General features: G+C 46.0%; 13 protein-coding genes and 1 tRNA gene. 4 read left to right on the plus strand and 10 right to left on the minus strand.

Features of this window, described 5'->3' with window-relative positions; translation table 11 throughout:
* Positions 1 to 26: 26 nt before the first annotated feature.
* The 4 genes from ilvC to AC2UZJ_RS02230 all read right to left on the minus strand — a co-directional run bounded on the left by ilvC (position 27) and on the right by AC2UZJ_RS02230 (position 3,615).
* Positions 27 to 1,043, minus strand: coding sequence for a ketol-acid reductoisomerase (gene ilvC / locus AC2UZJ_RS02215; RefSeq protein WP_486948480.1), 1,017 nt, complete (start codon positions 1,041 to 1,043; stop codon positions 27 to 29).
* A gap of 63 nt (positions 1,044 to 1,106) precedes the next feature.
* On the minus strand, positions 1,107 to 1,598 hold the full coding sequence (ilvN, locus tag AC2UZJ_RS02220) for an acetolactate synthase small subunit (RefSeq protein WP_486948481.1): 492 nt from the start codon (positions 1,596 to 1,598) through the stop codon (positions 1,107 to 1,109).
* Positions 1,595 to 3,331, minus strand: a complete 1,737-nt coding sequence (ilvB, locus tag AC2UZJ_RS02225) for a biosynthetic-type acetolactate synthase large subunit (RefSeq protein WP_486948482.1) — start codon at positions 3,329 to 3,331, stop codon at positions 1,595 to 1,597. Before ilvB ends, ilvN begins: the two co-directional genes overlap by 4 nt.
* A 35-nt stretch (positions 3,332 to 3,366) precedes the next feature.
* Positions 3,367 to 3,615: a hypothetical protein gene (locus AC2UZJ_RS02230; protein WP_486948483.1), complete on the minus strand. Its 249-nt coding sequence runs from the start codon at positions 3,613 to 3,615 to the stop codon at positions 3,367 to 3,369.
* Between the two features lie 158 nt (positions 3,616 to 3,773).
* Here AC2UZJ_RS02230 and AC2UZJ_RS02235 point away from each other — a divergent pair, with 158 nt between their 5' ends.
* Entirely contained in the window at positions 3,774 to 6,095 is a 2,322-nt protein-coding gene (locus tag AC2UZJ_RS02235) for an FUSC family protein (RefSeq protein ID WP_486948484.1), read from the plus strand.
* On the opposite strand, the gene yaaA is transcribed toward AC2UZJ_RS02235, so the two are convergent.
* Together yaaA and AC2UZJ_RS02245 are read right to left on the minus strand one after the other, a co-directional pair.
* Positions 6,064 to 6,837 (minus strand): peroxide stress protein YaaA, encoded by a 774-nt coding sequence (gene yaaA, locus AC2UZJ_RS02240; protein WP_486948589.1) that lies wholly within the window; start codon positions 6,835 to 6,837, stop codon positions 6,064 to 6,066. The genes AC2UZJ_RS02235 and yaaA overlap by 32 nt on opposite strands.
* A gap of 21 nt (positions 6,838 to 6,858) precedes the next feature.
* The gene (locus AC2UZJ_RS02245) at positions 6,859 to 7,641 is read right to left on the minus strand and encodes a 3-hydroxybutyrate dehydrogenase (protein WP_486948485.1); all 783 of its coding nucleotides are present in this window, start codon (positions 7,639 to 7,641) and stop codon (positions 6,859 to 6,861) included.
* 138 nt (positions 7,642 to 7,779) lie between these two features.
* Here AC2UZJ_RS02245 and AC2UZJ_RS02250 point away from each other — a divergent pair.
* The 3 genes from AC2UZJ_RS02250 (at position 7,780) to AC2UZJ_RS02260 (ending at position 8,927) form a co-directional block, all read left to right on the plus strand.
* Positions 7,780 to 7,869: transfer RNA gene (locus AC2UZJ_RS02250), tRNA-Ser, on the plus strand.
* Positions 7,870 to 8,157: 288 nt separating this feature from the next.
* The gene (locus AC2UZJ_RS02255; protein WP_486948486.1) at positions 8,158 to 8,529 is read left to right on the plus strand and encodes a hypothetical protein; all 372 of its coding nucleotides are present in this window, start codon (positions 8,158 to 8,160) and stop codon (positions 8,527 to 8,529) included.
* A gap of 41 nt (positions 8,530 to 8,570) precedes the next feature.
* Positions 8,571 to 8,927 (plus strand): hypothetical protein, encoded by a 357-nt coding sequence (locus AC2UZJ_RS02260; RefSeq protein ID WP_486948487.1) that lies wholly within the window; start codon positions 8,571 to 8,573, stop codon positions 8,925 to 8,927.
* On the opposite strand, the gene AC2UZJ_RS02265 is transcribed toward AC2UZJ_RS02260, so the two are convergent.
* From AC2UZJ_RS02265 to AC2UZJ_RS02280, 4 genes are all read right to left on the minus strand, one after another.
* Entirely contained in the window at positions 8,910 to 10,118 is a 1,209-nt protein-coding gene (locus AC2UZJ_RS02265) for a PqqD family protein (protein WP_486948488.1), read from the minus strand. The genes AC2UZJ_RS02260 and AC2UZJ_RS02265 overlap by 18 nt on opposite strands.
* Complete coding sequence (locus AC2UZJ_RS02270) at positions 10,118 to 10,459, minus strand: hypothetical protein (RefSeq protein ID WP_486948489.1); 342 nt, start codon at positions 10,457 to 10,459, stop codon at positions 10,118 to 10,120. Before AC2UZJ_RS02270 ends, AC2UZJ_RS02265 begins: the two co-directional genes overlap by 1 nt.
* The gene (gene serS / locus AC2UZJ_RS02275) at positions 10,446 to 11,801 is read right to left on the minus strand and encodes a serine--tRNA ligase (protein ID WP_486948490.1); all 1,356 of its coding nucleotides are present in this window, start codon (positions 11,799 to 11,801) and stop codon (positions 10,446 to 10,448) included. The genes AC2UZJ_RS02270 and serS overlap by 14 nt, the downstream gene beginning before the upstream one ends.
* Before the next feature lie 62 nt (positions 11,802 to 11,863).
* Complete coding sequence (locus tag AC2UZJ_RS02280; protein WP_486948491.1) at positions 11,864 to 13,192, minus strand: replication-associated recombination protein A; 1,329 nt, start codon at positions 13,190 to 13,192, stop codon at positions 11,864 to 11,866.
* Between the last annotated feature and the right edge of the window lie 15 nt (positions 13,193 to 13,207).

Genomic DNA, 13,207 nt, shown 5'->3' on the forward strand with positions numbered 1-13,207 from the left:
CCTACATATACAGCTCAGTAGGCGTTTTAGTTTTTCTCTTGGTCTACTAATTTATTAGCAGCAATCCAAGGCATCATGGCGCGTAACTGAGAACCCACTTGTTCGATTTGAGACTCAGCATTAATACGACGACGTGCAGTCATAGAAGGCGCACCTGCAGCGTGCTCTAAAATGAAGTTTTTCGCGTACTCACCGCTTTGAATATCTGCTAAACACTCACGCATTGCTTTACGCGTCTCATCTGTCACAATCTTAGGACCAGTTACGTACTCACCGTATTCTGCGTTATTAGAGATGGAGTAGTTCATGTTAGCAATACCGCCTTCATAGATTAAATCTACGATAAGCTTCAACTCATGCAAACACTCAAAGTACGCCATTTCAGGTGCATAACCGGCATCTACCAACGTCTCAAAACCGGCTTTGATGAGCTCAACAGCACCACCACATAAAACGGCCTGCTCACCGAATAAATCGGTTTCGGTTTCTTCGCGGAAGTTAGTCTCGATAATACCGGCACGCCCGCCACCATTCGCGCTGGCGTAAGATAAAGCAATATCACGCGCTGCACCGGATACATCTTGGTATACCGCGACTAAATGCGGCACACCGCCGCCCTGCTGGTAAGTGCCACGTACGGTATGACCGGGGGCTTTAGGAGCCACCATGATTACGTCGATGTCTTCACGCGGTACGACTTGACCGTAATGTACATTAAAACCGTGGGCAAACGCTAGAGAAGCACCGGCTTTAATGTTTGGCTCAACTTGCTCTTTATATACTTGGGCAATGCTTTCATCGGGTAAAAGAATCATCACCACATCAGCGTCTTTCACGGCCTCAGCGACTTCTTTAACCTTTAAACCAGCTGCCTCGGCTTTAGCCCAGGAACCACCACTTTTACGCAAACCAATGGTGACATTAACGCCAGACTCATTGAGGTTATTAGCATGCGCATAGCCCTGTGAACCATAACCGATAATGGCAACTTGTTTGCCTTTGATTAAAGACTGATCGCAGTCCTTGTCGTAAAAAACCTTCATGTGCAACTCCAAATAATGTATTTGTTTATGTTTATATTCAATTGATGTTTATTTAATTACCAATTACAACTTTAAAATGCGCTCACCACGGCTAATACCAGAGACCCCGGTACGTACCGTTTCAAGAATGGCACTGCGATCGATGGCTTGTATAAATGCCGTTACCTTTTCCTGCTCACCAGTGAGCTCAATGGTAAAGGTTTTATCCGTCACATCAATAATACGACCACGGAAAATATCAGCCATACGCTTGAATTCATCGCGCTCCTTACCCACCGCGCGTACCTTAATGAGCATAAGCTCACGCTCCACATGCGGCCCTTCAGATAAATCAACCACTTTAACCACATCGACCAAACGATTTAGGTGCTTAGTGATTTGCTCAATCACAGCATCTGAACCCGTGGTGACTATGGTCATGCGTGATAGGGTGTCATCTTCAGTAGGGGCTACGGTTAGCGTTTCAATGTTATAACCACGCGCTGAAAACAAACCCACCACACGCGATAAGGCGCCTGGCTCGTTTTCTAAAAGGATAGATATAACGTGTTTCATTCGGCATCCTCTCTTAAGTCAGCGGCATTCAGAATCATTTCAGTTAAGCCTTTACCTGCTTTAACCATAGGCCAAACGTTTTCAGCTTGATCAGTGATAAAGTTCATAAATACCAAACGATCTTTATGTTTAGTGAATGCCTCACGAATAGCCGGCACCACATCAGAGGGACTTTCAATATGTAAGCCCACATGGCCATAACTTTCTACTAATTTAGTAAAATCAGGCAACGCATCTACATAGGACTCAGAGTATCGGGAGCCGTAATCAATTTCTTGCCACTGACGCACCATACCTAAATAACGATTATTAAGGCACAAAATCTTAGGACTTAGGTGATACTGATAACACGTAGAAAGCTCTTGGATATTCATTTGAATAGAGCCCTCACCCGTAATCACAGCTACATCCGCATCGGGGTTAGCCATCTGCACACCCATGGCATACGGCAGGCCTACACCCATCGTGCCTAGACCACCGGAATTAATCCAACGACGTGGCTTATTAAAGCGGTAATATTGGGCAGCCCACATTTGGTGCTGACCTACGTCTGAAGTCACGAACGCATCGCCCCCGGTAACTTCCCATAAGGCCTCAACCACAGATTGTGGCTTGATAATGCTGTCAGACTTTTCATAAGCCAAGCTATCAACCGCACGCCACTCGTTAATTTGCTGCCACCACTTAGCCAAAGCCGTTTTTTTCGCTTGGCTAGCAGCCTTATTTTGGGCGTAGAAACTATTTAGCTCGACTAGAACCTCTTTCACGCAGCCTACTATAGGTACATCTACCTTAACGCGCTTAGAAATAGAAGATGGGTCTATATCGATATGAATGATTTTGCGTGGTACTTGTGCAAAGTGACGGGGATTGGCAATAACGCGATCATCAAAACGCGCGCCAACGGAAATCAATACATCACAGTGCTGCATGGCCATGTTGGCCTCGTAAGTACCGTGCATACCTGGCATACCTACGTACTGATCATCGCCGCCCGGAAAAGCCCCTAAGGCCATCAAAGTGGTGGTGCAAGGCGCGCCAGTTTGTTTTACTAGCTCAATCACCTCTTTAGAAGCATCAGATAGAATTGCCCCACCCCCTACGTAAATCATAGGACGCTCAGCCTGAGCGAGCATTTGTACGGCTTTTTTGATTTGACCTTGATGCCCTTTAGTCACCGGCATATACGAACGCATCTTAGGCTCACCCTTTTTTGGGGTGTAACGCGTGGTGTTTAAGGTGATGTCTTTAGGGATGTCTACTAAAACTGGACCTGGTCTACCCGTTTTAGCGATGTAAAACGCTTTACGTAAGGTGTCAGCCAATTCTCGTACATCGCGTACGAGGAAATTATGCTTCACACAAGGGCGTGTAATACCAACCGCGTCACACTCTTGGAAAGCATCTTCGCCAATAGCAGCAGAGTTTACCTGACCGCTAATAATAACTAGGGGTATGGAGTCTGTATAGGCCGTGGCAATACCGGTTACGGCATTTGTTAAGCCCGGACCGCTGGTAACCAAAGCCACACCCACTTTATTAGAAGAGCGAGAGTAAGCATCAGCAGCATGTACTGCAGCTTGCTCATGACGCACTAATATATGGCGGAATTTGTCTTGTTCGAAAATCGCATCGTAGATATAAAGTACTGAACCACCGGGGTAACCAAAAACGTGTTCAACCCCTTCTTCAGCTAATGTGCGCACTACGATTTCAGCGCCTTTGAGTTCCATGATAAATATTTCCTTTCAGGTTTTGCTCGAATACCTCACATGGCACTTAAGCCTGAGTCTGAACTAACCCTAGAGCATGCATAGCGCTTAGTAGCCCACAAGACCACACCACCTAAGCACACTAGAGGGCCGTCTGCACTCTGTGAAATACGGCAAGCACGCAATATGCGTATAGCTTGAAATGAAAGCCCGGCATCTCGCGCTTGTGACGCGGCCAGCAGCAGTAAATAGAGGCGCAAATAACAGGCGGATAACCGTGAAACTTCAAGCCTATCAATTTTCATTCCTATAAGAATGAATTATATAGAATAACCTGTTTCCTTAAACGGGATCAACTGTATAAGATAGTATGTTGGTATTGTGCTAATCAACCCGGATTAGCCCTCATGTATTAATATACCTAAAACAAGACTAAGACCTAACCACGCCCTCCCTATTACTAATGATATTGCCCATTTCTCAGCTACAGCGCTTTATCTATAGCCACCATTTATTTGGTGGGCTACGCCAGTCTATTGGAGTTCTGTTACCCGCCATTATTTTAGGGGGTGTTTTTAAGCTGTATGACATTGGTGTGGTGGTTTCAATGGGTGCATTGTGTGTTGCCATTATTGATCAGCCTGGTGGGCCACGGCGCTATAGAATCAATGAAATGTTGGGTGGTGCGGTACTGGGGACATTTACCGCTTTTATTACCGGATTAAGCTCTAGTTCGGTCATTTTGCTTTGGCTACTCATCCCTACGCTTAGTTTTTTTTACTCCATGCTCAATGTATTTGGCAAAAGAGTGGGGTTGATCGGCTTTGCCTGTTTATTATTAATGGCTTTGAATATGCGCTTTCCTATGACACCTGATGAGGTGTTAGCGCATACGGCATTTACAGCCGGTGGGGCCCTTTTCTACTTTATGTTTAGCGCGCTATTTCGTAAGGTTTTTCTTTATAGAGAAGAACGGTTAAGCTTAGCCATGGCCTTATTTGCTACTGCTGAATATGTCTATGAACGAGCTAAATTTTATGACGCTAACACTGACTTAGAAACCGCTTATAGAGATTTAATTCAAGTGCAAGCCACAATGAGTGAGGCACACCAAGCCACTAGAGACATTGTGTTGCGCGAGCTGCCCACTGATGACTCCAGTCAGGCCAACACTCATCGTTTAGCGTTACTCGCCATTCATATGAATATGGTGAGTCTACTTGAACTGTTTGTAGCTACTCATACGGACTATACCAATTTACGTAAACGTATGGCAGATAGCGACTTCATGCTATTTGCTCGCGATGCTCTCTATAAAATGGCAAATAATATAAGCGACATCGCTCTTAATATTTCACGCTCTAAAAGAACCACCATAAAGCAAAATGTAAAAGCCGAACTGCGCGCCATGGAGTACGAGCTAGAACGTTATAAGCGCAGTGGTTTAAATACTGAGGAACCTGAAATATATGCCCTATTAGTACAAATATTACGTCGTCTACGTAATGCCCAAAAAACAATTGCCCATATGGGAGCTCAAACTCGGCGTCCTAGCCAAGACTTGCCTATGGATCAATATTTAGATAAGTCGCTAAGCCGCTTTTTATCTAGAGATCAAATTCGATTTGGAATGTTTACCAGCAATTTGCGGTGGAATTCTCCCCACTTTAGGTTTTCAATACGAATGGGTTTAGCTACCTTATTAGGTTTGGCGATTCCTACGCTTATGTCTTCTCTTTCGCCTCAAAGCTCCTTACTCAATACGTTGACCTCAAATAGCCACTGGGTTATTTTAACGTCGCTAGTGATTTTAAAGCCCGGTTTCGCCTTAACTAAGCAACGCAATGCGTGGCGTCTCAGCGGTACGCTACTAGGCAGCATATTTGCTTTTTTATTAATTCGGCTCACCACAGATGTGGAGATTTATTTTCTAATTATGCTGCTTGCCTATATTTTAGGCAGAAGCTTAGTGCAGTTTAATTACATGCTATCAGCGGTTTTTAACACGCTTTTTGTACTGATCTCTTTTCAGTTTCTACAAACCGAAAGTGAGTTTGTCATTGGTGAACGGTTGCTCGATACCTTAATTGGTAGCGTAATTGCGCTGGTTTGTAGTTATGTGCTGCCATGGTGGGAAGCCAGCTCCATGAGCAACTTTGCCAAAGAGGCCATTAATGCGAATAAAAAATATTTACAATCCGGCCTGCATTACGCCGCCCTCAACCGCGAGCACACTGCTATCACCCGGCGCAGAGCCGACCCAGATGTGGACAAAGAGCTTATCAATATAGATATAAAACAACTGGAAAAAGAGCTAAGTGAAGCAGACACCCAATGGCGCGTGGCGAGAGGTAATGTGCATGTGGCATTTAGCAACTTTGCGGCGGGTTTCTATAGAATGATGAGTGAACCGGTGAGCCGTCAACAAAACGTTTCTTTATTAAACAACTTACTTATACAAAATCATGTTCTGGCTTCGCAAGTTAGCGCCGCTATCCCACTACTAGCGGCCTTGCCTGATATACCTGAAGGGGTGAATACGGCGCTAACCGCCATTGAATGTGAGCTTAATGGCACTGAGGGCCCTGCCGTAGGTAGCCTAGAAACAGAAGGCGAGCTTGCCATGCTTGCTTATCCGCTACGCCAAATGATTAAGGCCACGCAACTAATTAGACAAGACTTGCGCGGTTTGGTGCTCAGCTCAGGCCCGCCGGCACCAAAACATTTGGAACTACTGCAGCCTGAAATAACAACTACCGCTCAGGCCGACGAAAAACCAAGGTAGTCTCGGAAGATGCATCCGCCACAAAGCCATAACCATCTAGGTCAAAGGCCTTTAAGCCTTCTACGCTATTGATTTGATTATCAATGGCGTAGCGCAACATAAGGCCGCGTGCTTTTTTGGCATAAAAACTAATGATCTTCCAGTCATCGCCTTTTTGATCCTGAAAAACACAATCAATTACTGGGGCTTTTAGGGTTTTACGATCTACGGCTTTAAAATACTCATTAGAAGCCAAGTTAATAACCGCTGGTTTTTTTACGCCCTCAAAGTGCGCATTGATGTAGTGCGCAATTTGGCTACCCCAATAGGCATACAGATTTTTACCCGCCTCAGTGGCTAAGCGTGTGCCCATTTCTAAGCGATACGCTTGCATTAAATCAAGGGGGCGTAACACACCATATAAGCCACTTAAAATGAGTGCATGCTGCTGCGCCCACTCCAGCTGCTCATCAGATAACTCATTAGCTTGCAGCCCTTCATACACGTCACCATTAAACGCTAAAACTGCTTGGCGTGCATTCTCTAACGTGAATGTTGGCTCCCAGTCTACATAACGCTGCACATTAAGCTGCGTTAAGGCATCGCTAAGCTTCATGAGCGTTTGAATTTCTGCTGGCGTTTTTTGTTTTAAAATAGTAATTAATGTTTGCGCTTGCGGCACCATTTGGGGCTGGGTGTACAGCTTGGTACGTACCGGGCTGTCGTAATCCAGTTTTTTTGCTGGTGATAATAAAAACAACAACATATTAAATACCTTTTTTTATTAGCGAGCTGTCCAGCCACCATCTAAAGTCATAGTGGTGCCAGTCATTTGATCTGCCGAGCCCGAGCATAAAAACACAGCAGCGCCCCCCAGTTGCTCTGGCATCACGAACTGCAAGGAAGGCTGTTTCTCAGCAAGCAATTCTTTAGCTGCTGTCTCAATATCGGTATTATTTACTTTGGCTAAGGCTTCAATTTGATCTTCTACTAAAGGGGTACGTACCCAGCCGGGGCAAATGGCATTGCAGGTAATACCCGTGCCTGCATTTTCTAAACCCGCTACCTTAGTAAATCCTACGACTCCATGCTTGGCGGCCACATACGCCGCTTTATGCTCAGATGCCACTAAACCATGCGTAGAAGCAATATTAATAATGCGACCCCAGCCTTTTTTCTGCATATGTGGCAAGACTTCAGCCGTAGTATGAAAAACAGCGGATAGATTTAATGCAATAATTTTATCCCAACTTGCGGTAGGAAAGTCTTCAATGCTATCGGTATGCTGCATGCCGGCATTATTCACCAATATGTCTACGCTACCAGCCAACTGCACGGCTTGGTCTATGAGTTGACGCGCACTTTCCGCTTGACTGAGATCGGCATTGATATAATACGCTTTCACATCATGCTGCAACTCTATGTTAATACGCACTTTTTCAATTTCATCGGCATCACCAAAACCATTGAGCACCACATTTGCTCCATGTGCCGCCAATTGCTGCGCAATTGCTAAACCTATACCGCTAGTAGAGCCCGTAATAACTGCTGTTTTATCAGTAAGCATAAATTTCTCCGTAATTCCATAAAACAAGATTCTTTAGTGTAGCGCGTTGCGCACTCAGCTCACACTGCTATATTTGTGATTTTTAACCGCTATTTTTAGTATTTTTTACGGGTTTTCTGCTAGAATACTACTTTTAGCGGGCAGGTGGCAGAGTGGTCGAATGCGCTGGACTCGAAATCCAGTTTACGTTTAGGCGTAACGTGAGTTCGAATCTCACCCTGCCCGCCATTTTTTATGTCTAAAAACAACTAAACAAACAATAAGCATAAAAAACCTATTTCCACCAGCATTTTTAGTCTCGCACACGGCCTTATCCGTATGAGAAACCCACTGACTGAGCGGCTATGCCTAGACGAAATAACAACGCCAATAAGCTAAGAAGCCGCTGCAAACAAATTCTGGTAAACACCCTCTTGCGAAGTCTAAAAACTCTACTTATATTAGATAAGACAACTAGCAGCGTCAGTTCGTGATTGTCACCCGTGCATTTTCGGCGGGTCTCTTGAGGAGTCCGTGATGCATTTTCAATCTTTACAGTGGGTTATAGACCTCAATGCCGATGGCCATATCTCTATGTTGGAGTTATGGGAAACGCTACGTTGGGTTTTCCGTATACCGGGCAGCTTAGTGGTTGAGCTTATAGGGCAATTTCCTGCTCTGGCTCAACTCTTAGGTATCCAAGCTTCAGCTGCCACAGGATACGCCAGCTTAAACGGTTTGCTTGCTAAGGTCTTATCCTTTTTCTTCTGGCTGCCCCTACTGGTTTGGGCTTTAAGTTTCTCAGCTAAACCCAAACGTCGTCATGCTTACCTAGACGAAAACTCCAATACTCAACCCTTACTATTACCTATGCCCAAAGGTTATATGCGGTTTCGTAATCATCAATAGGCTTTAACTCAACGCCCGCCCATCAGCGGGCTTAGTTTTTTATGAAAAAAAACACGTTTATTATTATAACTTTCTGTGTGGCTTTAGGTTTTGTCTCCTCTGGCCACACAGAAACCATTTATTTAGAAAACAAAAAAGGCTCTGACACAATGATATTGCGTACAAAGCCTTCTACTTCAAATTCTCAGTCTCGCCCTAGGCGAGAGTATAGCGATGAGCAAATCTTACACATTGCCCCGTCCATCCATTACGAAAGCACGGGCAGGCCTTACTTTCCTGAGCAACGGCCACCGCATCATGGCAAACCCCCGCACCACTCTAAGCCCCCTCATATAAAACCGCCGCACCCCAACCGCCCTGGACACAAAACGCCTAGAAGCTCATTGCAAAACAATTAAATCGGCCTGTGCTAATGCCGTTAATAGAACGGCAATATCTGTTTCTACCCTAGGGGCCGGCACTTCAAAGTGGGCTGCTAAAAGTTCACTTAGCTCATAACCTGATAACGGTTCTTGTTGTAGCAGCTGCCACACTGCTCTACCACTAGAATTCAATTTATGAATGGCACCGCTTAGCGTGTGAATTAAAAACAATTCTTCACCTAGCGGATAAACACTGACTGTAGTAGCGGGTGCACACACGCTTTGCAAATCAATTAAAGAGGTGAACTCAGTCTCAGCAGGAGCATAATTCAGTAGGCTAGCGCGTTGCACAGATCCCCGCTGTAACGATTCTATATTTTTCGCTAAATAGCGTGCACCAGCTAAAGGTTCAGTATAACGAAACAAAAAACAAGGTATGCGCTGCATTAGTGGTAATAATCGCTCGAGTAATTGTTCACTAGAGACATGATGCGAAAGATTTTGACTCAAAAGTTGTAGCAATCCCTCGCTAGGTGGCAAAGCAATGAGCTCAGGATCGGGGTCTTTATCATCGTCCGCATAGGTGTAGCGCTCTAATAAAACAATTGCCCCCACGCTACACGCATCGGTATAACTGGCTAAACCATTATCTGCGGGTAATACAAAACCATAGCGATCATCTTGGGGACCAGCGTGGCGTTGTATGTAATTCACAAACTCAGTTGAAAAACTGCTGGGCAGCGGCAAGCGTAACCGCGGTGCCACTCCCATTGCTACGCCCTCACCTTGGGCCGTTAAACCCAACACATCATCCCCAAAAACCTTATGACCCGCTGCGGCAAAAGCCGCTGCTAATGTGCTTTTACCCGCTTTGCTGTTTTCTGGAAAAATCACTAATTGCTTATTAATCTCTACACTAGCGCAATGCAGACCGAATAACTCGGGCTGCAAGGCTAAACGTTGAGCAATTAATGGCCCCAGCACACTACAAACAGCAGAAGTGGGAGACGGCACATAATATTCTTCATCCGAATCTGCCTCACCTTGCCATAAGCCTTCTGCATCTTGAGCTATATAAAGGGGTGGCATCTTTCCTTGAGCGGCATGTAGTTTTACAGGCCAGCCCGGTAGCGCCTTAACAAAAGTCTGCGCTACCTCTGGCGCATTTATTAGGCGCACACAGCGGCCAATCAGAGGCAGGCTTAAATCAAGAGCAGAAGAACTCACTAGCGACGCTGCGAGCCAATAATGGCATCTTCCAAAATAAGTAAGGGGTCTTCAGTGTAATCACGAATGCGGCTGCGGTTACGACTGCGCCCCCGCGGATAAGAATAAGAGTACGAATAGGACCCGCCCTGCCACTGAGGATAACGAGGCCCCGAATAGCTACCCCGGCGTTGCGCTTGGGCTTCCCCAACCGTAAATAAGGTGGGGGCCACGTAGGCTCCCAACACACCCAGCCCTAAGCTAGTTAATAAGCGTCTACGACGTTGCTGATCAATAGTGGCATTATTTTCATTTTCTTGATTTGTATTTGTATTTGTATTTGTATTTTTACTTTTGGACATTCTTTACCCCTAAAGACTTTTTCCCGCCCATATAAGGCTGTAACACCTCAGGAATAAGCACACTGCCATCAGCTTGCTGATAGTTTTCTAATACCGCTACTAGCGCACGGCCTACTGCTAGACCTGAGCCATTTAAGGTGTGCACAAACTCCGGGCGGCCTTTTTCTGGACGGTAACGTGCCTGCAAACGGCGTGCTTGGAAAGCTTCGCAATTAGAAACCGAAGAAATCTCCCGCCAGGTATTTTGTGCCGGTAACCACACTTCTAAATCATAGGTTTTAGCGGCAGAAAACCCCATATCACCCGTGCACAAGGCAACCACCCTATAAGGTAGCCCTAATCGTTGTAAAATAGTTTCAGCATGCGTAACCATTTGCTCTAAGGCGTCATAAGACTGCTCTGGGTGCACAATTTGCACCATCTCCACCTTATCAAACTGATGCTGGCGAATAATGCCGCGAGTATCGCGGCCCCCACTGCCGGCTTCAGAACGAAAACAAGGAGAATGGGCGGTTAAGCGAATGGGTAACTCAGCCGGGTTTAAAATTTCATCACGTACCGAGCCCGTTAAGGTAATTTCAGACGTGGAAATCAAATACAGATCTTCGGCCGGGCCCGCTTCTTCTTCGCTTTCATCTGTATGATCTTGCCCGCCTTTGGTTACCCAAAACATATCATCTTTAAACTTCGGTAACTGCCCGGTACCAAATAAGGTGGCGGCATTGGCCATATATGGCGTGTAGCACTCTTCGTACCCATGCTCTTCGGTTTGCACATCTAACATAAACTGCGCCAGCGCCCTATGCAGTTTGGCCATTTGACCACGCAGCATCATAAAGCGTGACCCAGCAATCTTACGCGCAGACTCAAAGTCCAAGCCCAAGCGCTCACCGATGGCCACGTGGTCTGCGGTTTCAAAATCAAAGGGGGTAGGAACAGCATCAGCGGCCTCATTACCGGGCACCCAACGGCGCACCTCCACGTTTTGCGCTTCATCTTCACCTACGGGTACGGATTCATGCGGGGTATTTGGTAAGCCACTGAGCCACTCATGCATCTCGGCTTGGATGGCTGCCAGCTGTTTTTCTAGCTCATGCAGCTGCTGCGGAATCTCTTTGGACTCTGCCATTTCCGCCGTGGCGTCTTCGCCTTTGGCCTTCATCTGACCAATCAGTTTAGACACTGTATTACGACGCGCTTGTAAGGCCTCAGTCTGCACCTGCACCTCTTTACGTTGTGCTTCCAGCTGATTAAAACGCTCAGTATCAAATTGCACACCGCGTTTTGCTAAACCAGCAACCACTTCGTCTAAGTTTCTACGCAACGTATTTATGTCTAACATATCAATATGGCCTTAAAAAATAATATATTTTGAACTTTAATGATTTTAATAGCTAACCGCGCTTATTTAGTACGCTTAGCTTGCTTATCTAGGTCTGCTAAAAACTGTAATTTTTCGGCAATTTTTTGCTCTAAACCGCGATTAGTGGGCTTATAAAATCTGGCTCTTAAACCATCTGGAAAATAGTTTTCACCGGCTGCATAACCGTGCGGCTCATCATGGGCATACCTATATGCTTCTCCATGGCCTAATTCTTTCATCAGCGCAGTGGGGGCATTACGTAAATGGGCGGGCACCGGCGCACTACCATGCTCGGCCGCATATTTTCGTGCTTGGTTATACGCCATATAACCCGCATTACTTTTAGCCGCTATGGCTAAATAAATAAGAGCTTGCGCCAAAGCCAGCTCACCTTCAGGCGAACCTAAGCGCTCAAAGGTAGCCGCCGCATCATTCACTATTTGCATAGCTCTAGGGTCCGCTAAACCAATATCTTCCCACGCAATACGTACAATGCGACGGGATAAATAGCTAGCATCAGCGCCCCCATCTATCATGCGGCAAAACCAATATAAAGCGGCATCAGGGTCTGAGCCGCGCACCGATTTGTGTAGGGCACTGATTTGATCGTAGAAGGCATCACCGCCCTTATCAAATCGGCGTAAATTTTGGGATAAGGACTGCTCTAAATAGCTCGCATCAACCTTTGTTACGCCTGCCGCTTGTGCGGACTCCGCCACCACTTCTACCGCATTAATCACCCGCCGCGCATCCCCATCAGCCCAAGTGGCTAGCTGGGTTTTGGCCTCATCACTAAATAACAATTCCACTTTTCTATCAGTGGTGAAAACGGTAATGGCCTTATCGACCAAGAGTAACAGCTCATCTACGCTTAACGGTTTCAACACATACACGCGTGCGCGAGACAGCAGTGCTGAGTTCACCTCAAAAGAGGGATTTTCTGTGGTGGCACCGATGAAAGTAAAGAGCCCGCTTTCTACATAAGGCAAAAAAGCGTCTTGCTGCGCTTTATTAAATCGATGCACCTCATCAACGAATAAAATAGTCCTACGCCCTTGGCCTTGGGCCACTTGGGCTTTGACCACGGCATCACGAATGTCTTTAACACCGCCTAATACAGCAGAGATCGCAATAAACTGCGCATCAAAACTCTGCGCCATCATGCGTGCTAAGGTGGTTTTACCTACACCAGGTGGCCCCCAGAAAATCATGGAGTGCGGCCTGCCTGACTCAAAAGCCACACGCAAAGGTTTACTCTCAGCCACCAAGTCCGTTTGCCCTACGATTTCATCTAAGGAGCGCGGGCGCATCTTTTCAGCTAAGGGCGCATAAGGTACGGTCTGGGTATTTTTAAATAAATCTTGGCTCATTAATAACTTTGCTTA

This window comes from Paenalcaligenes sp. DL 309 (assembly GCF_057475285.1).

Excerpts from the sequence above, each read along its gene's own strand:
- AC2UZJ_RS02230 (WP_486948483.1), bottom strand. The coding sequence starts at position 3,615 with ATGAAAATTGATAGGCTTGAAGTTTCACGGTTATCCGCCTGTTATTTG.
- AC2UZJ_RS02245 (WP_486948485.1), bottom strand. The coding sequence starts at position 7,641 with ATGCTTACTGATAAAACAGCAGTTATTACGGGCTCTACTAGCGGTATA.
- serS (WP_486948490.1), bottom strand. The coding sequence starts at position 11,801 with ATGTTAGACATAAATACGTTGCGTAGAAACTTAGACGAAGTGGTTGCT.
- AC2UZJ_RS02235 (WP_486948484.1), top strand. The coding sequence starts at position 3,774 with ATGATATTGCCCATTTCTCAGCTACAGCGCTTTATCTATAGCCACCAT.
- ilvN (WP_486948481.1), bottom strand. The coding sequence starts at position 1,598 with ATGAAACACGTTATATCTATCCTTTTAGAAAACGAGCCAGGCGCCTTA.
- AC2UZJ_RS02280 (WP_486948491.1), bottom strand. The coding sequence starts at position 13,192 with ATGAGCCAAGATTTATTTAAAAATACCCAGACCGTACCTTATGCGCCC.
- ilvB (WP_486948482.1), bottom strand. The coding sequence starts at position 3,331 with ATGGAACTCAAAGGCGCTGAAATCGTAGTGCGCACATTAGCTGAAGAA.
- AC2UZJ_RS02260 (WP_486948487.1), top strand. The coding sequence starts at position 8,571 with ATGAAAAAAAACACGTTTATTATTATAACTTTCTGTGTGGCTTTAGGT.
- AC2UZJ_RS02255 (WP_486948486.1), top strand. The coding sequence starts at position 8,158 with ATGCATTTTCAATCTTTACAGTGGGTTATAGACCTCAATGCCGATGGC.
- AC2UZJ_RS02270 (WP_486948489.1), bottom strand. The coding sequence starts at position 10,459 with ATGTCCAAAAGTAAAAATACAAATACAAATACAAATACAAATCAAGAA.
- ilvC (WP_486948480.1), bottom strand. The coding sequence starts at position 1,043 with ATGAAGGTTTTTTACGACAAGGACTGCGATCAGTCTTTAATCAAAGGC.